The 23,170-nt window shown below is 58.5% G+C and carries 13 protein-coding genes; 11 read left to right on the forward strand and 2 right to left on the reverse strand.

Annotation, left to right across the window (positions count from 1 at the left end; genetic code table 11):
• The first annotated feature begins 150 nt into the window (after positions 1 to 150).
• Together AC6I8E_RS12300 and yegD are read left to right on the forward strand one after the other, a co-directional pair.
• Positions 151 to 3,486, forward strand: coding sequence for a diguanylate cyclase (locus tag AC6I8E_RS12300; protein WP_095706903.1), 3,336 nt, complete (start codon positions 151 to 153; stop codon positions 3,484 to 3,486).
• A gap of 75 nt (positions 3,487 to 3,561) precedes the next feature.
• Positions 3,562 to 4,914 carry a molecular chaperone gene (yegD, locus tag AC6I8E_RS12305; protein ID WP_201252349.1) on the forward strand — a complete coding sequence of 451 codons (1,353 nt, stop codon included), beginning with the start codon at positions 3,562 to 3,564 and terminating at the stop codon, positions 4,912 to 4,914.
• A 226-nt stretch (positions 4,915 to 5,140) separates the two neighbouring features.
• On the opposite strand, the gene AC6I8E_RS12310 is transcribed toward yegD, so the two are convergent.
• Positions 5,141 to 6,484: a carbohydrate porin gene (locus AC6I8E_RS12310; protein ID WP_497824044.1), complete on the reverse strand. Its 1,344-nt coding sequence runs from the start codon at positions 6,482 to 6,484 to the stop codon at positions 5,141 to 5,143.
• Positions 6,485 to 6,690: 206 nt separating this feature from the next.
• Entirely contained in the window at positions 6,691 to 7,650 is a 960-nt protein-coding gene (locus tag AC6I8E_RS12315; protein WP_013358476.1) for an aldo/keto reductase, read from the reverse strand.
• Between the two features lie 239 nt (positions 7,651 to 7,889).
• On the opposite strand from AC6I8E_RS12315, the gene AC6I8E_RS12320 reads away from it, so the two are divergent.
• From AC6I8E_RS12320 to manD, 9 genes are all read left to right on the forward strand, one after another.
• Entirely contained in the window at positions 7,890 to 9,128 is a 1,239-nt protein-coding gene (locus AC6I8E_RS12320; protein ID WP_497824045.1) for an MdtA/MuxA family multidrug efflux RND transporter periplasmic adaptor subunit, read from the forward strand.
• The gene (locus tag AC6I8E_RS12325) at positions 9,128 to 12,250 is read left to right on the forward strand and encodes an MdtB/MuxB family multidrug efflux RND transporter permease subunit (protein WP_147789774.1); all 3,123 of its coding nucleotides are present in this window, start codon (positions 9,128 to 9,130) and stop codon (positions 12,248 to 12,250) included. Before AC6I8E_RS12320 ends, AC6I8E_RS12325 begins: the two co-directional genes overlap by 1 nt.
• Positions 12,247 to 15,321: a multidrug efflux RND transporter permease subunit MdtC gene (gene mdtC, locus AC6I8E_RS12330; RefSeq protein WP_013358480.1), complete on the forward strand. Its 3,075-nt coding sequence runs from the start codon at positions 12,247 to 12,249 to the stop codon at positions 15,319 to 15,321. The genes AC6I8E_RS12325 and mdtC overlap by 4 nt, the downstream gene beginning before the upstream one ends.
• A 51-nt stretch (positions 15,322 to 15,372) precedes the next feature.
• Positions 15,373 to 16,779: an MFS transporter gene (locus AC6I8E_RS12335; RefSeq protein ID WP_195857850.1), complete on the forward strand. Its 1,407-nt coding sequence runs from the start codon at positions 15,373 to 15,375 to the stop codon at positions 16,777 to 16,779.
• Complete coding sequence (gene baeS / locus AC6I8E_RS12340) at positions 16,776 to 18,164, forward strand: envelope stress sensor histidine kinase BaeS (protein WP_370426598.1); 1,389 nt, start codon at positions 16,776 to 16,778, stop codon at positions 18,162 to 18,164. The genes AC6I8E_RS12335 and baeS overlap by 4 nt, the downstream gene beginning before the upstream one ends.
• Before the next feature lie 6 nt (positions 18,165 to 18,170).
• Positions 18,171 to 18,878: an envelope stress response regulator BaeR gene (gene baeR, locus AC6I8E_RS12345; RefSeq protein WP_013358483.1), complete on the forward strand. Its 708-nt coding sequence runs from the start codon at positions 18,171 to 18,173 to the stop codon at positions 18,876 to 18,878.
• A 120-nt stretch (positions 18,879 to 18,998) separates the two neighbouring features.
• On the forward strand, positions 18,999 to 20,381 hold the full coding sequence (trhP, locus tag AC6I8E_RS12350; RefSeq protein WP_497824705.1) for a prephenate-dependent tRNA uridine(34) hydroxylase TrhP: 1,383 nt from the start codon (positions 18,999 to 19,001) through the stop codon (positions 20,379 to 20,381).
• 221 nt (positions 20,382 to 20,602) lie between these two features.
• Positions 20,603 to 21,502 (forward strand): lipid kinase YegS, encoded by a 900-nt coding sequence (yegS, locus tag AC6I8E_RS12355; protein WP_497824046.1) that lies wholly within the window; start codon positions 20,603 to 20,605, stop codon positions 21,500 to 21,502.
• 452 nt (positions 21,503 to 21,954) lie between these two features.
• The gene (gene manD, locus AC6I8E_RS12360; protein WP_497824047.1) at positions 21,955 to 23,169 is read left to right on the forward strand and encodes a D-mannonate dehydratase ManD; all 1,215 of its coding nucleotides are present in this window, start codon (positions 21,955 to 21,957) and stop codon (positions 23,167 to 23,169) included.
• Position 23,170 lies beyond the last annotated feature (1 nt).

Raw genomic sequence — 23,170 nt, forward strand, 5'->3', positions numbered from 1 at the left:
AATCAATTTTACCCTGCCCGTCAATTCGCCGAATAACGGGCAATATTGATTTCACCCCTTTTTTCTTTGCCGAATGTGCTAGCATGCAGTCAGAGAATGACTGGTGCCTGATTCGCCGTTGCGGAGCCCTGCACCCTGCCGGAAGTCCGCATGACGATAGAGATCCTGTCCCCGCAAAATAACCCGCCAAACCGCTGGCTCTCGGCCCTGGTGCTTGGCTGCGTGGTGTTTGTCCTGACGATGTTCTGTCTTGAACTGATCGTTGTCAGTGGGAAGATTTCCCCGCTCTGGTTCCCGACCACCTTAATGACCGTCGTGGTTTTCCGCTGCCCGTCAAGACAGCTGCCGCTGCTGCTGACTGCCTGTGTGCTGGGCACCGCGGGGGCGAATGCCATCATCATCGGACCTGCCCTCTCAAATATTAAATTTGCGCTGCTTAATCTTATTCAGGCCGGCGTGGGTGGTATGCTGCTGCGCGCCCTGCTGGATCGGCGCGCGCCGCTGAATTCGCTGAATGACTGGGCAAGGATGGTGGTGTCAGTCGGCATCATGACCCCGCTGCTCGGCGGCGTGCTGGCGATCTGGACGCTGCAGGTCAGCGGCCATGCCTCGTTTCCCTTCTTCTATACCTGGGTCATCTCCGAGATCATCGGGATGCTGGTTTTAGGCCCGATGCTGCTGCTGCTGCCCTGGCCGCTGCGGCGCGCGCAGTTCAGCGATCTGCGGCTGGCCGAATCCCTGCTGACGCTGGTGCTTACCCTCGGTGCCAGTTATCTGGCACTGCGTTTCCTGCCGTGGCCCTTTACCTTTATTGTGGTGATCCTGTTCTGGTGCGCGGTTCGCCTGCCCAAGCTGCAGGCGTTTGTCCTGTTCTTCCTGAACGCCAGTTTTATCTCGATGCTGCTGGCTTTTGATCTGGTCAACGTGGTCAATAACAACAGCGCCCTCGGCCCGGTCTCCAGCTGGCTGCCGTTTCTGCTGGTGTTAATCCCCAGTCACATTATGTCGCTGGTGATGGACGCGTTCCGGCGCGAAAAACTTCACATTACCGACAGCGAAACCCGCTTTCGTCACGCCATGGAGTATTCCGCCATCGGTATGGCACTCGTCGCGCCACAGGGCAACTGGCTGCAGGTGAATCGATCTCTCTGTCAGATTCTGGGCTATCCGGCAGAAGAGCTGAAGCGTCTGACCTTTCAGCAGATTACCCATCCCGACGATCTCAGCCTCGACCTGGAACATGCGACCCGGTTGCTGGAGGGTGAGATCGATACCTACACTTTTGAGAAGCGCTATTTCCGTAAAGATGGCGAAATTGTCTGGGCGCGGCTGACGGTCTCGCTGGTGCGCGACAGTAGCTATGCCCCGCTCTACTTTATTGCGCAGATTATCGATATCTCAGAGCTGAAGCAGAGTGAGCAGGTGAACCGCCGGCTGATGGAGCGTATTACGCTGGCCAACGAGGCGGGCGGCATCGGCGTATGGGAGTGGAACCTGCTGACCGGCGAGATGTTATGGGACAAGCGCATGTACGCCCTGTTTGGCCTTGCGCCGCATGAGTCGCCCAGCTATGACCTCTGGGTCCATCTGCTCCATCCCGCCGATCGCGAGTACGCCGCGCTGACGGTGCAGCAGGCGATTGAGCTGCGCAGCGCTTTTCATATGGAGTACCGCGTGGTCGATGCCCAGGGACAGCGCTGGGTGCGCACGCAGGCTAACCGGCAACTGAGCAAAGAGGGGCGCATTGAGCGCATGCTGGGCATCTGCCAGGACATCACGCCGCTGCGCAATCTTAATGAGGCGCTGTTTCAGGAGAAAGAGCGCATGGCGATCACCCTGGATTCCATCGGCGAAGCGGTGATCAGCACCGATAAAGAGATGCGCGTCACCTTTATGAACCCGGTAGCAGAGAAAATGAGTGGCCTGTCGCAGGAGCAGGCAGCCGGTCAGCCGCTGAGTGAACTACTGCATATCACTCAGGGGCGTAACGGCCCCGAAGTCGAGAATCTGCTGTTATGCCAGCTACCGGCGGAAAAAATCACCCCCGGTCTGGCGGACGATCTGGTGCTGCATACGCCCGATGGCGGCCATATCGATATTCACTACAGCATCACACCGCTGCGCTCCGAGGCGGGCCTGGAACAGGGTGCCGTAATGGTTATTCAGGATGTGAGTGAGTCGCGCAAACTGATGAAGCGGCTGAGCTATAGCGCGCTGCATGACACCCTGACCCGCCTGCCGAACCGTGCCAGTTTCGAGCTTCAGCTTAAACGTCTGCTGTTTGATGCGGCTGAACATCAGCATCAGCATGTGCTGGTGTTTATCGACCTGGATAAGTTTAAAGCGGTGAATGACAGCGCCGGACATGCCGCAGGCGATGCGTTACTGCGTGAGCTCTCCGATTTAATGCAGCACCACCTGCGCAGCAGCGATTTCCTGGCCCGGCTGGGCGGCGACGAGTTTGCGCTGCTGATGCCCGATTGCGAAGTCGCTCAGGCGCATGACGTGGTGCAGCGCATCGTCGCCGCGGTCAATGATTACCGGTTCCAGTGGCTGGGCCGCCTTTATCATGTGGGTGCCAGCGCGGGCGTCACGCAGATTTCAGCGGATAACTGCCAGAGCGGCGACGTGCTTTCGCAGGCGGATATCGCCTGTTACAACGCCAAACGCAGCGGGCGCGGACGACTGGTCATCTACGAACAGCATCGTTTACCGCTGCCGGGTAATCATCAGGGCATGGATGCAGTAATGATTGATGCGCTGCAGATCGAACTGCCGGCCTGGGCCGTTGCGCCGCCTAAAACACCGCAGGCGGCCTTTATCTGGCTGCTTGAGGTGCAGCTGTTAACGGCTGACGGGCTGCTGGTGGATGAAACCCTGCTGCGCAATAACCTGCCTGACGATTCGCTGCGTCGCCGGCTGGATAATAATATTCTGGATGCTTTTTTCCGTCACGATGTGCAGAGGCTGAATAACAAAGGCATTCCGGTGATCCTGCCATTCAATGCACAGGTACTGAACGATGCCGTCTTCGTGCAGCAACTCTGTCAGCGCTTTGTTGCCGAGGGACTCTCTGACAGCCGCTGTGGTTTCGCTTTCCCTGCCGCCAGCGTGCTGAGCAAAGGCGATCAGCTCTATGCCGCGCTAATGCAACTGCGGCAGTGTGGCTGTCGTGTCGTGTTGCAGCATTTTGGCCGTAACCTGGATGCCTTCAATCTGCTGAGTGACGAAGTGGTTGATTATCTGGTGCTGGCCCCTGAACTGGTTGCTAACGTTCATAATAATCTGATGGATGAGATGCTGCTGACCATCATTCAGGGCCAGGCAACGCAGCGCAATATCTCGGTGCTGGCCGGTCCGATTTCAGTACCCGCAGTACTCAGCACGCTGGCGACCCTTGATGTGGATGGCGTCTGGGGCAGTGCCGTGGCCGAGCGTCAGCCGTTGCGTTCTCTGGCTGAAGATCGCATCTTCGCTATCCGTTAATTCCCGCGCTGCCTGCTTGCCACCCTGCTGAAGCTGCGCTAAAGTCGCCCCCTTTTTTCCGGCATGGGGGCGAAAATGTTCATAGGATTCGATTACGGCACGGCTAACTGCTCTATTGCAGTCAGCGAAAATGGCACGCCACGTCTGTTAACGCTGGAAAATGATCAGCGCCTGCTGCCGTCAATGATCTGTGCGCCGACCCGCGAGTCGATCAGCGAATGGCTTTATCGTCATCATCAGGTGGCGACACCGGACAGCGAAACCACGGCGCTGCTGCAACGTGCCATGCGTTATAACCGCGAAGAGGATATCGAGGTCCAGCCCAACAGCGTGCAGTTCGGCCTCACCGCGCTGCAGCATTACATGGTCGACCCCGAAGATGTCTGGTTCGTTAAATCCCCCAAATCGTTCCTCGGTGCCAGCGGCCTGAAGCCGCAGCAGATCGCCCTGTTTGAAGATCTGGTCTGCGCCATGATGCTGCACATCCGTCAGCAGGGTGAAAGCCAGCTTGATCAGGCCATCGATCAGGCAGTGATCGGGCGGCCGGTCAACTTTCAGGGCTTAGGCAGCGAAGAGTCTAACCAGCAGGCAGAAGGCATTCTGCTGCGCGCCGCTCACCGCGCCGGTTTCCGTGACGTGGAGTTTCAGTTTGAACCGGTCGCCGCCGGACTCGATTTCGAAGCGACGCTGAAGCAGGAAACGACGGTTCTGGTGGTGGATATCGGCGGCGGTACGACCGACTGCTCGATGTTGCTGATGGGACCAAAATGGCGTGATAAGGCGGACCGCCGTGAAAGCCTGCTGGGTCACAGCGGTTGCCGCGTTGGCGGGAACGACCTGGATATTATGCTGACGTTTAAGACCCTGATGCCATTGCTGGGCCTGGGCGGTAACACCCTGAAAGGCACCGCGTTGCCTGCCCTGCCGTGGTGGAACGCCATCGCCATCAATGATGTTCCGGCGCAGAGTGACTTTTACAGTCCGGCCTGCGGTAAGTGGCTGCGGGATCTGGTGCGGGATGCTGAACAGGGTGACGTCGTGGCTCGCCTGCTGAAAGTGTGGCAGCAGAAGCTCAGTTACCGGCTGGTGCGCGCGGCAGAAGAGAGCAAAATTGCGCTGTCAGCCAGCCCGGCGCATACCGCCTCCCTCGACTTCATTGCCGCGGCATTAGAGACAGAGATTGGGGTGGGTCAGCTGCAGGACGCCATCAGTCAGCCGCTGGAGAAAATCCAGGAACAGGTGCAGCTCGCGCTGGCCACCAGCCAGATCAAGCCTGATGTGATCTATCTGACCGGCGGCAGTGCGCGTTCGCCACTGCTGCGCGCAGCGCTGCAGCAGACGCTGCCGGATACGCCGATTGCGGGCGGCGATGATTTCGCCTCCGTCACCGCAGGCCTGGCCCGCTGGGCGGAAGTGATGTTCCGCTAATGCGGCGCATCGATGTAAAAAAGGCTCCTCGCTTTTCCGTAAAGACAGCTCAGAATCTTAAAGCGATGGGAGCATACGCCTGTAGCAAAGCATCGCGGGCCACGGATGGCCCGCGCTGAGCCTGCCAGGGATGGCGTCTTTTGCGTCTTTGCGGAAGGCGTATACTCCCTGAGCCTGTGCACGATCTCCCCGCAATGGTTTTAAGGATGCCGTTTTTAGCCCGCTATCAGAAGGCAATATTGGCGCTGATACCGCCGATAAACGCATCCTTCACTTCGCTCACCGCGCCCGGCGCCACCACATACTGCAGGTTAGGTCGCAGTGACATCCAGTTCGTCACTTTGGCGTTGTAGTAAACCTCATAGTTGTACTCTGAACCTTCCTGAATCGGCAGATAAGTCGGGCTGTCAAAGCGGCTCTCGCCATTGGCCTGATTCTGCTGACGCAGTGAGCGGGTATAGTCGCTGTTCACGTGGATACGCGACGCGCCCACACCAATCTCATCCTGCGGACGGGCATCGAACGGCCCTGTCCAGGTAAAGGCGATAGACTGATAGTTATCGGTCTTCGAGGTCTTATGATCGTTCATCACCGCCTGAACACGCACGCCCAGACCACGGTTCACATCGCCATCCTGCGCGGTCAGCTGTTGCTGCAATAACAGATAGCCGCCGTAGGAGTGCGCCTGATCCTGATAGCCGCCGTTGCGCCAGCTGCCATAGACATCGCCATCCACTGACGAATAGTAATAACCGATGCGATAGTTACCCGGTAATTTCTCCGGCCCGAACGTCGGTTTCCAGCCCAGTTCCACCGGTACCAGATTGCCCTCGGAGTTGCTGGTATCCAGACGGAAGCCATCGCCGCGATCGTAGTTAGCGCGGTTCTGATTATAGAAACCGACCTGGAAGAAGACATCCGGCGTGATATTAAACTTAACCCGGCCGCCCCACTGCGACACCGGCCAGTTGAACCAGCGATCGCCACGCCAGTTACCCGCCTGTCCGCTGCCCAGCGCCAGGTTCTGGAACAGATTGCCATCGAAGTTGTCAAAATCTTCACCCACCGTTACCCGTCCGGCTTTGATATCGACCACATCGTTAAACAGGCCTTTGCGCAACCAGAACTGCGTCAGACGCCAGGTCTGACCGCGACCATAAACTTCCTGCACCGAGGAGAGCATACCGGTGCGTTGATCGGCGACCTGATCGGAAAGATTCTGGCCGTCACGGTTAGTCACGGTCATCTGGAATTCAGCATCCTGCCAGTCCAGCAGCTTCTGCAAATCGAAATTGGTGCCGAACGTCCACTGATCGCTGTAGCGCATGGTGGTGTTGGTATTTGCGCCGCCGCCCAGATTAGCGGCACTCTCCATGGTGTAGTTGACGTCAAACTTGATGCCGTCGTCCTGCAACTGCGTTCGGTAACCCCCCCAGTCACCAAACATCCATTCAGAGTCCGGGCTGAAAGCATCAGCGGCGATGGCCTGTGCGGAAAACATGGCCATGATCAGGGTGCCGGTTGCCACACGGCGCAGCGCAAAACGCTGTTCTGCTTGTCGATTTTTCATAGTGTTATTCTTATATGAGTTTGGGAAATGACAGGCAGAGGATAATGCTGGCTTATCTTCATTTATTGTAAATACGTGCGCATAATTTCCTGAAACATCAGTTTATTAACGCATTTGTGATCGGGATCGCTGATTGGTTATTCTTCGGGCAGGGTGCGCACTTTTTAACAGGCATAAAGTAAAAAGGGGCGCTAACGCCCCTGTGATTAGCGGCTGGCCTGGTCCAGTTGATCAATCTGTTCCGGGGTCAGCGTGAGCTGCGTTGCGCCAGTCAGATCGTCGAGCTGTTTAAGTGAGGTAGCACTGACAATCGGTGCGGTGATACCGGGCCGGGCAATCTGCCAGGCCAGCGCCACCTGCGTCGGTGTCACCTGATGCGCATCGCTGATCGCATCCAGCGCGTCAAGGATTCGCAAACCGCGCGGGTTGAGGTATTTGTCTACCACGCCCTGACCCCGTGCGCTTTTACTGGCATCCACTGCATCACGATATTTGCCACTGAGAAAACCGCTGGCGAGGGAGTAGTAGTTGATTACGCCTAAACCGTGCGCCCTGACCACCGGCTCCAGTTCCGACTCATAGGGCTGTCGGTCATAAAGGTTGTATTCCGGTTGCAGGGTTTCATAACGCGCCAGCCCCTCCGTTTCACTGATCTGCAATGCCTCCTCAAGCCGCGCCGCGCTGTAGTTCGAGGCGCCAATAGCCCGGACTTTCCCCTCGCGAATCAGACTGTCAAAGGTGCTCAGCGTGTCCGCCAGCGGCGTATCCTGATCGTCACGGTGCGCCTGATAGAGGTCGATGTAGTCGGTCTGTAACCGGCGCAGTGAATCTTCGACCGCCTGACGGATATATTGCGGCTTCAGCCCGGTTTTTTCCGGCGACAGTTCCATACCGACTTTAGTTGCCAGCACGATCCGATCGCGCTTGCCGCTTTTTTTCAGCCACTCACCAATAATCGTTTCCGATTCACCGCCCTTGTTACCCGGTGCCCAGCGGGAATAGACGTCGGCAGTATCAATAAACCACAGCCCTCGATCCACCAGCGCATCTAGCAGAGAAAAGGAGGTGGTTTGATCCACTGTCCAGCCAAACACGTTGCCGCCAAACGTCAGTAACGGCACCGTAATACCACTGTCACCCAACTGCCGGGTTTGATTCTGACTCATTATCTGCTCCTGATTTGCCTGACAAACGGTCTGTTTTTTAGCATAGCAAAGTCATTTCACGCCTTTATGACGATTGTGCTGCGATTAATGCAGGAACAGGCATAATTACCCCGCCCTGACAGATATCCTTATTTCCTTCAACTTCTGCCCGTCAGAGGCGACTACAATCTTTCGTTTGCAGGCTACCCCTTTCATGTCTGCGCCTGGGACTACGTCACTGCTGGAGAGCATCAACAATCATGAGCACCCGACATCCTGTTATGAAGAAAACCCTGATCGTGCTGGCCCTGATCGCCGTGGCCGCTGGCGGCTACTATGCCTGGCAGCGCAATGCCCAGCCGCAGAGCAGCAGCCAGACGGATTCGCCAGCGCCACGTGGCGGCAAAAGAGGGGGTGATGGCGCGCGTCGTCCCCTCGCACCGGTTCAGGCGGCAACCGCCACCCGCCAGAGCGTGCCGCAATTCCTCAGCGGACTGGGAACGGTGACCGCTGCTAACACGGCCACGGTGCGCAGTCGGGTCAATGGCGACCTGCTGGCGATCCACTTCACCGAAGGCCAGCAGGTTAACGCAGGCGATCTGCTGGCAGAAGTCGACCCGCGGCCTTATCAGGTGGCGTTAACCCAGGCTCAGGGCCAGCTGGCGAAAGATCAGGCGACGCTGGCGAATGCCCGTCGCGACCTGGCACGCTTCGAGAAGCTGGCAAAAACCTCGCTGGTGTCGCAACAGGAGCTGGACACTCAGCGCTCACTGGTGAGTGAAACGCTCGGCACCCTGAAAGCAGATGAGGGCGGCGTTGCCAGTGCACAGCTTAATCTGACCTACAGCCGGATCACCGCGCCGATTACTGGCCGGGTCGGGCTGAAACAGGTGGATGTTGGCAACTATGTCACCAGCGGCGACACCACCGGTATCGTGGTGATCACCCAGACACACCCGATTGATGTGGTTTTTACCCTGGCAGAAAACAGCATCAGTTCGATTCTGCAGGCGCAGAAAAGCGGCCAGCCGTTGCTGGTGGAGGCCTGGGATCGCAGTAATCAGAATCTGATCGCCAGCGGCAAACTGCTGAGCCTCGACAACCAGATTGATGTCACTACCGGCACCATCAAAATCAAAGCGCGTTTTGATAATCAGGACGACACGCTGTTCCCTAACCAGTTCGTCAATGTGCGACTGAAGGTCAACACCCTGCAGGATGCAGTGGTCATTCCGCCTGCCGCATTACAGATGGGCAATGAGGGCCACTTTGTCTGGGTGGTGAACAGTGACAACAAGGTCAGCAAGAAAAGTGTGATGGCCGGCCTGCAGGATAGTGAAAAAGTCGTGATCAGCGCCGGTCTGGAGGCGGGTGAACGCGTGGTGACAGACGGGCTGGATCGCCTGACCGAAGGCGCGAAAGTTGAGGTGGTCGCGCCGCAGAGCAATGCTCCGCGCGCTACCCGCGCGACCCTGCCGTCAAAAGGAGAGCGTGAGTAATGCAGGTCATGCCTCCCGATCACAGTGGCGGGCCGTCACGCCAGTTTATTCTGCGCCCGGTCGCCACCACGCTGTTGATGATTGCGATTCTGCTGGCCGGGATACTGGGCTATCGCTTCCTGCCGGTCTCGGCGCTGCCCGAAGTCGACTATCCGACCATCCAGGTCGTTACGCTCTATCCGGGTGCCAGCCCGGATGTGGTCACCTCCTCTATCACCGCCCCGCTTGAGCGCCAGTTTGGTCAGATGTCTGGGCTGAAACAGATGGCGTCGCAAAGCTCCGGCGGTGCCTCGGTCGTGACGCTGCAGTTCCAGCTGACGCTGCCGCTGGATGTGGCCGAGCAGGAGGTGCAGGCGGCCATCAACTCAGCGACCAACCTGCTGCCCAACGACCTGCCTAATCCGCCGGTCTACAGCAAAGTGAATCCTGCCGATCCACCGATCATGACGCTGGCCGTTACCACGCGCAGCATGCCGCTGACGCAGGTGCAGGACATGGTGGAAACGCGTGTCGCACAGAAAATCTCTCAGGTCAGCGGCGTCGGGCTGGTGACGCTTTCGGGTGGCCAGCGTCCGGCGGTGCGGGTGAAGATGAATGCGCAGGCGCTGGCGGCGCTGGGTCTGACCAGCGAAACGGTGCGGACTGCCATCAGCAATGCCAACGTCAATTCTGCCAAAGGCAGCCTGGATGGCCCGACCCGCTCCGTCACCCTGTCAGCCAATGACCAGATGAAATCGGCGGAAGATTATCGCCAGTTGATCATCAGCTATAAAAATGGTGCGCCGGTACGTCTGGGTGATGTGGCGACTATCGAACAGGGAGCTGAAAACAGCTGGCTCGGTGCCTGGGCCAACCGCGATGCGGCGATTGTGCTCAACGTTCAGCGTCAGCCTGGCGCCAATATCATCGCCACGGCGGATAATATCCGTGCCATGTTGCCCGCCCTGACTGCCGCCCTGCCAAAGTCGGTTGACGTTAAACTGCTCACCGACCGCACCACCAATATTCGCGCTTCAGTGAACGACACGCAGTTTGAGCTGATGCTGGCGATGGCGCTGGTCGTGATGATCATCTATCTGTTTCTGCGCAACGTGCCCGCCACGCTGATCCCGGCGGTGGCGGTCCCGCTTTCGCTGATTGGCACCTTTGCGGCGATGTACTTCCTCGGCTTTTCCATCAATAACCTGACGCTGATGGCGCTGACCATCGCCACCGGCTTCGTGGTCGATGATGCCATCGTGGTGATTGAGAACATCTCACGCTATATCGAGAAAGGGGAAAAGCCGCTGACCGCCGCGCTGAAAGGGGCCGGAGAAATTGGCTTCACCATCATCTCCCTGACCTTCTCGCTGATTGCGGTGCTGATCCCGCTGCTGTTTATGGGCGACGTGATTGGCCGCCTGTTCCGGGAATTTGCCGTCACGCTGGCGGTAGCGATTCTGATTTCAGCGGTGGTGTCACTGACCCTGACGCCGATGATGTGCGCCAGGATGCTGAGCGCAGAGTCGCTGCGCAAACAGAACCGCTTTTCGCGGGCCAGTGAAGCGATGTTTGATCGTATCGTCGCCACCTACGGTCGAGGCCTGAGCCGGGTGCTGAATCACCCCTGGCTGACGCTGTCGGTGGCGCTGGGCACGCTGGTCCTGACGCTGCTGCTGTGGATGGTGATCCCGAAAGGCTTTTTCCCGCAGCAGGACAACAGCATTATTCAGGGTACGCTGCAGGCACCGCAGTCGGTCTCCTACGCCAGTATGGCGCAGCGCACCCGCGATGTTGCCTCCATCATTATGAAAGATCCGGCGGTTGAGAGCATGACCTCGTTTGTCGGCGTGGATGGCACCAATGCTTCGCTGAACAGCGCGCGGCTGCAGATCAACCTCAAGCCGCTGGATCAGCGCGACGACCGGATTCCTGCTATACAGCAGCGCCTGCAACAGCAGGTCAGTGCGGTGCCAGGCGTGCAGCTGTGGCTGCAGGCGGTGCAGGATCTCACCATTGATACCCAGGCGAGCCGCACACCGTATCAGTTCACACTGCAATCGGGTTCACTGTCGTCGCTCAGCACCTGGGTTCCGGCCCTGCTGACCCGGCTCAGCACCCTGCCACAGCTGCGCGATGTCAGCAGTGACTGGCAGGATCAGGGACTGGAAGCTTATGTCAACGTGGACCGCGACAGTGCCAGCCGCCTCGGCATCAGCATGGCGGACGTCGATAACGCGCTGTATAACGCCTTTGGTCAGCGGCTGATCTCCACCATCTATACCCAGGCGAATCAGTATCGTGTGGTGCTGGAGCAGGATAATAACGCCACGCCGGGGCTGGCGAGTCTGGATGCGATTCGCCTGAACAGCAGCGGCAGCGGCAGCGTGCCGCTGAGCGCCATTGCCCGCATCGAGCAGCGCCACACGCCACTGAGCATTAACCATCTCGACCAGTTCCCGTCGGCGACCTTCTCGTTCAACGTGGCTGACGGCTATTCGCTGGAAGATGCGGTAAAAGCCGTTTCCCAGGCGGAAGCGCAGCTTGGCATGCCTGCCGAGCTGATGACCCAGTTCCAGGGCAGCACGCTGGCGTTTGAGGCGGCGCTCAGCAGCACGGTCTGGCTGATTGTGGCGGCCATTGTGGCGATGTACATCGTGCTGGGCGTGCTCTATGAGAGCTTTATTCACCCGATCACCATTCTCTCGACGCTGCCCACCGCGGGCGTCGGCGCGCTGCTGGCGCTCATGCTCAGCGGCAATGAGCTGGATATCGTGGCGATTATCGGCATCATCCTGCTCATCGGCATCGTGAAAAAGAACGCTATCATGATGATCGACTTTGCGTTGGCGGCGGAGCGTGAACAGGGTATGAAGCCTTATGATGCGATCTATCAGGCCTGCCTGCTGCGCTTCCGCCCGATTCTGATGACCACGCTGGCGGCCCTGCTCGGCGCGTTGCCACTGATGCTCAGCACCGGCGTCGGGGCCGAACTGCGTCATCCGCTGGGCATTGCCATGGTCGGCGGACTGATTCTGAGTCAGGTGCTGACGCTGTTCACCACACCGGTGATCTACCTGCTGTTTGATCGGCTGGCGCACGCCACCCGTCGCCGCTTTGGCCGCACGGAGGCCGCAGAGTGAAGTTCTTTGCCCTGTTCATCAACCGGCCCGTCGCGACGACCCTGCTGACGCTGGCCATCGCCCTGGCGGGCATGCTGGGTTTCCGGCTGCTGCCAGTGGCGCCGCTGCCGCAGGTCGATTTCCCGGTGATCGTTATCTCGGCGTCACTACCGGGCGCGTCGCCGGAGATTATGGCGTCGTCGGTGGCCACGCCGCTGGAGCGCTCGCTGGGACGCATCGCGGGCGTCAGTGAAATGACCTCAACCAGTTCGCTGGGCAGCACCCGCATCATTCTGGTGTTCGATTTTGATCGCGACATTAACGGCGCGGCGCGCGATGTGCAGGCCGCGATCAACGCGGCGCAAAGCCTGCTGCCCACCGGCATGCCGTCGCGTCCCACTTATCGCAAAGTGAACCCTTCCGATGCGCCGATTATGATCATGACGCTGACCTCGGATACCTACAATCCCGGTCAGCTCTATGATTACGCCTCGACCCAACTGGCACAAAAACTGTCACAGATCGAGGGCGTGGGCGACGTCACCGTGGGCGGCAGTTCGTTGCCTGCGGTGCGTGTGGCGCTCAATCCGCAGGCGCTGTTTAATCAGGGCGTGTCGCTGGATGCGGTGCGCACCGCGATCTCGAACGCCAACCAGCGTCGGCCGCAAGGCGCACTGGACGACGCGCAGCAGCGCTGGCAGTTGCGTACCAATGATGCGCTGCAGACTGCCCGTGAGTATCAGCCGCTGGTGGTGCACTACAATAATGGCGCAGCGGTGAAGCTGTCAGATGTGGCGACCGTCGAGGATTCAGTGCAGGACGTGCGTAACGCCGGGATGTCGCGCGGTAAACCGGCGGTGCTGCTGCTGATCCGCAAAACGCCTGAAGCCAACGTCATTGATACGGTGGACCGCATCCGCGCCGAAATGCCACTGCTGCATGAGGTGATCCCCGCCGCCATCGATCTGCAGATTGCTCAGGATCGCTCGCCTACCATTCGCGCCTCGCTGCATGAAGTGGAGCAGTCTCTGTTAATCGCCGTGGCGCTGGTGATTCTGGTGGTGTTTGTGTTCCTGCGCTCCGGTCGTGCCACGCTGATCCCCGCCGTCGCCGTGCCGGTTTCGCTGATCGGCACCTTTGCCGCGATGTACCTGTGCGGCTTCAGCCTGAATAACCTCTCGCTGATGGCGCTGACCATCGCCACCGGCTTTGTGGTGGATGATGCGATCGTGGTGCTGGAGAACATTGCCCGCCACGTCGAAGCAGGCATGAAACCGCTGGCCGCCGCGCTGAAAGGGGTACGGGAAGTCGGCTTTACCGTGCTGTCGATGAGCCTGTCGCTGGTTGCCGTGTTCCTGCCGCTGCTGATGATCGGCGGGCTGATTGGCCGTTTCTTCTCTGAGTTTGCCATTACGCTGTCGGTGTCGATTGTTATCTCGCTGTTTATCTCCATCACCCTGACACCGATGATGTGCGCGTATCTGCTGAAGCCGCATGGGCCACGCAGCCAGCCCCGCCGGCGCGGCGCGGGTCGGCTGCTGATGGCGATCCAGCAGGGGTATGGTCGTTCGCTTAACGTGGTGCTGAACCATGCTCGCTGGGTCATGCTGCTGTTTTTCGCCACCATCTTCCTGACCGGCTGGCTGTTTGTTCATATTCCGAAAACTTTTATGCCGGAACAGGATACCGGGCGGCTCTCCGGCTTTATCTCTGCTGACCAGAGCATTTCGTTTCAGGCAATGCGCAGTAAGCTGCAGGATTTTATGGAGATTGTCGGCGCCGATCCCGCAGTTGACAGCGTAGTGGGCTTTACCGGTGGCATGCGTACCAACAGCGGCTCAATGTTTATCTCCCTGAAACCGCTGTCAGAGCGCAAAGAGAGTGCCGTGGAGATCATCGCGCGGTTGCGCACAAAGCTGGCAAAAGAGCCGGGTGCCAGCCTCTACCTGAATGCGGTGCAGGATCTGCGGGTCGGTGGCCGGGAGTCGAATGCCGGTTATCAGTATTCACTGCTGTCAGACGATCTCGCCGCGCTGCGGACGTGGGAACCGAAAATCCGCGAGGCGTTCTCTGCCCTGCCGCAGCTGGCGGACGTGAACTCCGATCAGCAGGATAAAGGCAGCGAGATGGCGCTGACCTATGACCGCGAAAGCATGGCGCGGCTCGGTATCGACGTCTCTCAGGCTAATGCCCTGCTGAATAACGCCTTTGGTCAGCGTCAGATCTCTACCATCTATCAGCCGCTTAACCAGTACAAAGTGGTGATGGAGGTCGATCCACGCTACACCCAGGATATCAGCGCCCTGTCGCAGATGTTCGTAATTAACAGCGAAGGCAAAGCGATACCGCTGTCGTGGTTCGCCCACTGGCAGCCAGCAAATGCGCCGCTGTCGGTCAATCATGAAGGGCTGTCGGCAGCATCGACCATCTCATTCAACCTGCCAGAGGGTGTGTCGCTGTCACAGGCGTCGGAGGCGATTGAACGCACCATGACGGCGATCGGCGTGCCATCCAGCGTGCGTGGCAGCTTTGCCGGAACCGCGCAGGTATTTCAGCAGTCGCAGAGCAGCCAGCTCTGGCTGATGCTGGCGGCGATAGCGGCGGTCTATATCGTGCTGGGTATCCTCTATGAGAGCTATGTGCATCCGCTGACCATTCTCTCAACCCTGCCCTCGGCGGGTGTGGGGGCGCTGCTGGCGCTGGAACTGTTTGATACGCCCTTCAGCCTGATCGCGCTAATCGGGATTCTGCTGCTGATCGGTATCGTGAAAAAGAACGCCATCATGATGGTCGACTTTGCGCTGGAGGCCGAACGCAATGGCCAGCTCAGCGCGCGGGAGGCGATATTCCAGGCCTGCCTGTTGCGCTTCCGGCCCATTATGATGACCACGCTGGCAGCGCTGTTTGGCGCGCTGCCGCTGGTGCTGAGCAGCGGCGACGGTGCTGAACTGCGCCAGCCGCTGGGGATTACCATCGCGGGCGGCCTGGTGATGAGTCAGTTGCTGACGCTCTACACCACGCCGGTTGTCTATTTAATGATGGATAAGCTGCGGCGCAGAAAACGCCCGCTGGCCGCCGCACAGCAGCCGTAATGGGTCTGGCTGCGACGGACGGCGGATGTGACGCCTTGATCGGGGGGATTGATGACTACGCAAAGCACTAACGTCCGCTGGCAACTGTGGATTGTTGCCATCGGTTTCTTTATGCAGACGCTGGATACCACCATCGTCAATACCGCGATCCCGTCGATGGCACACGACCTGGGCGTCAGCCCGCTGCACATGCACTCGGTGATCGTCTATTACGTGCTGACGGTGGCCGTGATGCTGCCGGTCAGCGGCTGGCTGGCGGATCGCTTTGGCGTGCGCAACATCTTCTTCTGCGCGATTGTGCTGTTCAGCCTGGGTTCGCTGCTGTGCGCCATCTCCGGCACACTGGATCAGCTGGTGCTGTCGCGCGTGGTTCAGGGGATTGGCGGAGCCATGATGGTGCCGGTGGGCCGTCTGACGGTAATGAAGATCGTGCCGCGCGAACAGTACATGTCGGCCATGACCTTTGTGACCCTGCCCGGCCAGATTGGTCCGTTGCTGGGTCCGGCGCTGGGCGGTGTGCTGGTGGAGTACGCCAGCTGGCACTGGATCTTTCTGATTAATATCCCGGTCGGCATTGCTGGCGCTATCGCCACCCTGATGCTGATGCCCAACTACCGCATGCAGACACGCCGCTTTGATTTCGGTGGTTTTATCCTGCTGGCCGCCGGGATGGCTACCCTGACACTGGCGCTGGATGGTCAGCGCAGCAGCGGCGGTTCGCCATTGCTGCTGGGTGCCATGATCCTCACTGGCATGTTTTCTCTGCTGTTTTACCTGATGCATGCGCGCGGCAATGATAACGCGCTGTTCAGCCTGAAGCTGTTTGATAATCGCGTTTATTCTATTGGCCTGCTCGGCAGTTTTACCGGCCGCATCGGCAGCGGCATGCTGCCCTTTATGACGCCAATCTTTCTGCAGCTCGGCATGGGCTACAGCCCGTTTCACGCCGGTCTGATGATGATTCCGATGGTGCTGGGCAATATGGGAATGAAGCGCATTGTGGTGCGCATCGTCAATCTCTATGGCTACCGTAATGTGTTGGTGATGTCGACCATAGCGCTGGCGCTGGTGGTCCTGCTGTTCCCGCTGGTGGCGCTCATGGGCTGGGTCTGGCTGCTGCCGCTGGTGCTGTTTCTGCAGGGCATGGTCAACGCCATTCGCTTCTCTTCGATGAATACCCTGACGCTGAAGGAGTTGCCGGATGAGCTGGCCTCCAGCGGCAACAGTCTGCTGTCGATGATTATGCAGCTGTCGATGAGTATTGGCGTCACCGTGGCCGGGCTGCTGCTGGGCGCGTTTGCCCAGGAGAGCGCAGCAAACAGCGCAGCGGAGCACCAGATGTTTATTTATACCTACCTTTGCATGTCGCTGATTATCATCCTGCCCGCGCTGGTGTTCTGGCGCGTCCCGCCACAGGTGAGTACCAACGTTGATCTGCGACGCCGGAGAAAAAAATGAGAGTTAACCTGCGCCTGGGCATCGGGGCCAAACTGTTTATGGCGATTTTCGCCACCTGCATGCTGGTGCTGATCACCATGCACTGGGGTGTTCGCCTCAGTTTCGAACACGGCTTTGTCGACTACATCAAGCGCGGCAATCAGCAGCGCCTGAATCTGCTCAGCGATGCGCTGGCCGATCAGTATGAGCAGCATGGGAACTGGGATTTTCTGCGCCACAACGATCGGCTGATCTTCACCATGCTGCGTTCGCTGGAGCAGAATCCTGACAGCAGCAGTCAGCTGCCGCCACACGGCTGGCGCACCCAGTTCTGGGTCCTCGATCAGCAATATAAAGTGATGGTCGGACCGCCGGGGCCGGTGCCCCCGGAAGGCACAAGACGCAATATCACGACCAGTACCGGTAAGGTGGTTGGCTGGGTGATCGGCTCGCCACCGGAGCGGCTGACGCGCAGTACCGATATTAACTTTGATCAACAGCAGCGGCGCACCAGCTGGATTATCGTGGGGCTGTCAACGCTGCTGGCGGCGCTGGCGACCTGGCTGATGGCGCGGGGCCTGCTGGCGCCGGTCAAGCGGCTGGTCGATGGCACGCATCATCTGGCGGCCGGCAATTTTGCCACCCGCGTTGAGGTCAGCAGCCGGGATGAGCTGGGCCAGCTGGCCGGTGACTTTAACCTGCTGGCCAGCTCGCTGGAGAAAAACGAAAGCATGCGCCGCGCCTTTATGGCTGATATCTCCCATGAGCTGCGCACGCCGCTGGCGATCCTGCGCGGTGAACTCGAAGCGATGCAGGATGGCGTACGCAAACTGACGCCGGATGCGATCGCCTCACTCCAGAGTGAAGTCGTGGTGCTGACCAAGCTGGTCGAAGACCTGCACCAGCTGTCGCTGTCGGACGTGGGTGCCCTCGCCTACCGCAAGCAGGCGACCGATCTGGTGCAGCTGCTGGAAGTGACCGCCGGCAGCTTTGCCGAACGTTATCGCGCGCACGGCCTGACGCTGAAGCTGAATCTGCCCGACAACGCGCCTTTCTTCGGCGATCCCGACCGCCTGATGCAGCTGTTCACCAACCTCCTTGAGAACAGCCTGCGCTACACCGACAGCGGTGGACGGGTTGAAGTGACGCTGAAGTATGAAGCCCCCCACTGGCACATTGAGTTTGATGACAGCGCACCGGGCGTAGACAGAGAACATCAGGTGCAGATTTTTGAGCGCTTTTTCCGCACCGAAGGCTCGCGCAATCGCGCCAGCGGCGGTTCGGGCCTGGGCCTGGCCATCTGTAAAAATATCGCAGATGCGCACGGCGGCGATATTCATGCGGCGCACTCTGATTTAGGTGGACTGAAAATCGCGCTACACTTGCGCTATGTTCCCCCTGTGTAGACGCTTATGAGCCAGGAAAACCACGACCCGCTGATTCTGGTGGTCGAAGATGAGCCGAAACTGGCGCAGCTGATGATCGATTATCTGCATGCCTCGAACTACCGTACCCATCACATCGCCGACGGCAATGCTGTACTCGAGTATGTGCGCCAGACGCCACCCGACCTGATGCTGCTGGATTTGATGCTGCCGGGCACCGACGGCTTAACGCTGTGCCGCGAAATCCGTCGTCATTCCGAACTGCCGATTATTATGGTCACCGCCCGCACCGAAGAGATTGATCGGTTGCTAGGGCTGGAGCTGGGCGCGGATGACTACATCTGCAAACCCTTCAGCCCGCGTGAAGTGGTGGCGCGGGTTAAAACGATTCTGCGCCGGGTAAAACGTTCAGCGGAAGAGCCGCAAAGCGCCTCGTTACTGCGGGTTGATGAGAGCCGCTTCTTCGCCAGCTGGCGCGAAAAGCCGCTGGATCTTACTCCGGCGGAGTTCCGGCTGCTGAAAACCCTGTCGCTGGAGCCGGGCAAGGTTTTTTCACGCGAACAGCTGCTCAACCATCTCTATGATGACTATCGCGTGGTCACGGATCGCACCATCGACAGCCATATCAAGAATCTGCGGCGCAAGCTGGAGAATCTTGACAGCGAGCAACCCTTTATCCGTGCGGTCTACGGCATGGGCTATCGCTGGGAAGCCGACGCCTGTCATTTGATCTAGTTTGATCCCGATCAATTTACTTCCCTTTTCTCACTGCCTACAATTCCGCACCTTTTGCAGGGCTTAACGGCCCTGCTGCTGTCGCTTAAGGCGGCATACTGACCTGACATCAGTGAGAACATCATGAAACCCGAACTGCTTTCCCCCGCCGGCACGCTGAAAAACATGCGTTATGCCTTTGCTTATGGCGCCGATGCTGTCTATGCCGGCCAGCCACGCTACAGCCTGCGGGTACGCAACAACGAATTTACCCACGAAAACCTCGCACTGGGCATCAACGAAGCGCACGCGCTGGGCAAAAAATTCTACGTGGTGGTGAACATTGCACCGCACAACGCCAAGCTGAAAACCTTTATTCGTGACTTAACGCCGGTGGTAGCGATGCGGCCTGACGCGCTGATCATGTCCGATCCCGGCCTGATCATGCTGGTGCGCGACGCGTTCCCGTCAATGCCGATTCACCTGTCGGTGCAGGCCAATGCGGTCAACTGGGCCACGGTAAAATTCTGGCAGCAGATGGGGCTGAGCCGGGTGATTCTGTCACGCGAGCTGTCACTGGAGGAGATCGCTGAGATCCGCCAGCAGGTGCCGGAGATGGAGCTGGAAGTGTTTGTTCATGGTGCACTCTGTATGGCCTATTCCGGTCGCTGTCTGCTGTCGGGCTATATGAACAAACGCGATCCGAATCAGGGCACCTGCACCAACGCCTGCCGCTGGGAGTATAAAGTGGCGGAAGGCCAGCAGGATGAAGTGGGGAATATCGTCGGTATTCATGAGCCCATCCCGGTACAGGATGTGACGCCCACGCTGGGTATCGGTCAGCCCACCGACAAGGTATTTCTGCTGGAAGAGAAGATGAAGCCGGGTGAGGTGATGAGCGCGTTCGAAGATGAACACGGCACCTACATCATGAACTCGCGGGATCTGCGCGCAGTGGCACACGTGGAGCGGCTCAGCGAGATGGGCGTGCATTCGCTGAAAATTGAAGGACGCACCAAGTCCTATTACTACTGCGCCCGCACCGCGCAGGTTTATCGCCGGGCGATTGACGATGCCGCGGCCGGTAAGCCGTTTGATCCCTCACTGCTGTTAACGCTGGAAGGCCTGGCGCATCGTGGTTATACCGAAGGCTTCCTGCGCCGTCATACTCACGACAGCTACCAGAATTATCAGCAGGGTTTTTCGGTCTCGGATCGCCAGCAGTTTGTCGGTGAATTTACCGGCGAGCGTCGGGGCGAATGGGCGGAAGTGGCTGTGAAGAACAAGTTTATGCTGCACGATAGCGTGGAGATCATGACGCCCGAAGGCAACCTGAATGGCCAGCTGGATGCCCTGCAGAATGCGCGTGGCGAACCCACTGAGGTTGCACCCGGCGATGGCCATCGCGTCTGGCTGCGTGTGCCGGAAGAGGTCGATCTGCGTTTTGCGCTGCTGTTGCGCAATTTTGATCACGGCGAAGATACCCGTGATCCTCATAATCGTTTACTAACGGAAACAATTTGAGGAAATCAGAACAGGATCACAGACCCCTGCGCAGCGCTGCTTTATAGTCCCGCCTGCTGCTAACGAGTAACAACAAACGGCAGATTTACCAGGAACCACCTCATTTACCCGCCCGGCTCCCCCGTGCGGGTTTTCTTTTCTCTCTCTTTCGCCAATAATTTACTGCTGGCAGCTGTGCTATACATTCCCTTCTTACTCTGTAGATCTTCAAGGAACGCAAAATGGACAATAAACAGCTTACGCTGCTCATCCTGAATGGGAAAGGCGCGGGTAATGATGATCTGCGCGAAGCCATTACCACCCTGCGTGAAGAAGGCTTCGACATTGCGGTGCGTGTCACGTTTGAAAAAGGCGATGGCGACAGGTACGTCAGAGAGGCGATTGCGCTGCAGGCGGAGACCGTCGTAGCCGGTGGCGGCGATGGCACCATTAATGAGGTTGCCACTGCGCTGGCGGCATCAGATGCCGATCATCGCCCGGTGCTGGGCATCCTGCCGCTGGGCACTGCCAACGACTTTGCCACCAGCGTCGGTATTCCGGAAGAGATGGAACCGGCATTGCGACTGGCGATTCAGGGCAAAGCGCATGCCATCGATCTGGCCAGAGTGAACCAGAGCCACTACTTCATCAATATGGCGACGGGCGGATTTGGCACCCGCATCACCACAGAAACACCGGAAAAGCTGAAATCGGCGCTGGGCGGTGTCTCCTACTTTATTCACGGCCTGATGCGCATGGATACGCTGAAACCTGATACCTGCGAGATCAGCGGTCCCGATTTCGCCTGGCAGGGTGATGCACTGGTTATCGGTATCGGTAACGGGCGTCAGGCGGGCGGCGGTCAGCGCTTATGCCCTGGTGCGCTGATCAACGATGGCCGGCTTGACGTCAGTATTGTCACCGCGCAGGAGCTGCTGCCGACGCTGCTGCACTCGCTGACCGGCGACGATGACAATCCCGGTATCGTCACCACGCAGCTGGAGTCGCTGACGATTCGCTCTCCACACGAGATGACCTTTAACCTGGATGGTGAACCGCTCTCCGGGCGTGAATTCGTGATTGAGGTGATGGCGGGCGCGCTGAGCTGTCGCCTGCCGCCGCAGTGTGAACTCCTATCCTGAGTATGGGTCAGAGGGCGAAAGCCCCTCAGATTTCTGACAAACTCACAGCTGAACGAATTTAGCAGCAACGCATTAGCTTAAAGCGTAGGGAACACGGGCAGAGGAGGAAAGCGTCCCGCGTCAGGGACGACGCGGGCCGAGCATGCCAGGGATGGCGGCTTTTGCGACTGTCCGATCTGACTGTGTTCCCTCCGTCGGCTGGGTCTTACAGCCAGCTGGGGCAGACGCTGCCAATAATCTTAAGAGGGCGAAAGCCCCTTTTTCACGCTGGCCGCCCGTCGTTTTACTACCACGTCGCCCTTTTTGTCGCCAAATAATACGCCAGTTCATTACCCCCTTTCGCCCCAGAAAACTCTCTGTGACTGGCTTCACAACTCTGCCAGACTAACTTGTATGGTAGTATTAAACCGCGTACTTTTTCATCATTGAACGCTGACTGAAAGGCAAACAGGATGAAAATTGTTAAGGCGGAAGTATTTGTAACCTGCGCAGGCAGAAACTTTGTCACCGTGAAGATCACCACCGATCAGGGGCTGACCGGCGTGGGTGATGCCACGCTGAATGGCCGAGAACTGCCGGTCGCCTCCTACCTGAAAGATCACGTCTGCCCGCAGCTGATTGGCCGCGATGCGCATCAGATCGAAGACATCTGGCAATACTTCTATAAAGGCGCTTACTGGCGTCGTGGCCCGGTTACCATGTCTGCGATCTCGGCTGTCGATATGGCGCTGTGGGATATCAAAGGTAAAGCCGCCAACATGCCGCTCTACCAGCTGCTGGGCGGCGCTTCACGCACCGGCGTGATGGTTTATTGCCACACCACCGGCCACTCCATCGATGAAGTGATGGATGACTATGCGAAGCACAAAGAGCTGGGGTTCAAAGCGATCCGTGCGCAGTGCGGCGTGCCGGGCATGAAAACCACCTACGGCATGGCAAAAGGTAAAGGCCTGGCCTATGAACCTGCGACCAAAGGTAACTGGCCGGAAGAGCAGCTCTGGTCAACCGAGAAATACCTTGATTTCACGCCAAAGTTGTTTGAGGCGATCCGCGACAAGTTTGGTTTCGATGAGCATCTGCTGCATGACATGCACCATCGCCTGACGCCGATTGAAGCGGCACGTTTCGGCAAGAGCGTGGAAGATTATCGTCTGTTCTGGATGGAAGATCCGACGCCTGCTGAGAATCAGGAATGCTTCCGTCTGATTCGCCAGCACACCGTCACGCCGATTGCGGTAGGCGAAGTGTTCAACAGCATCTGGGATTGTAAGCAGCTGATTGAAGAGCAGCTGATCGACTATATCCGCACCACCATTACCCACGCGGGCGGCATTACCGGGATGCGTCGTATTGCTGATTTTGCGTCACTCTATCAGGTGCGTACCGGCTCGCACGGCCCATCGGATCTCTCCCCTGTCTGCATGGCGGCTGCGCTGCACTTTGACCTCTGGGTACCGAACTTCGGCGTGCAGGAGTACATGGGCTTCTCGGAACAGATGATGGAGCTGTTTGATGCTAACTGCACCTTTGACCAGGGCTACATGCATCCAGGCGACAAGCCGGGCCTCGGCATTGAATTCAACGAGAAACTGGCGGCGAAATATCCCTATGAACCAGCCTATCTGCCGGTCGCCCGTCTTGAAGATGGCACCCTGTGGAACTGGTAAG

It is taken from the genome of Pantoea sp. X-Soil-YNGN-785 (genome assembly GCF_059730585.1).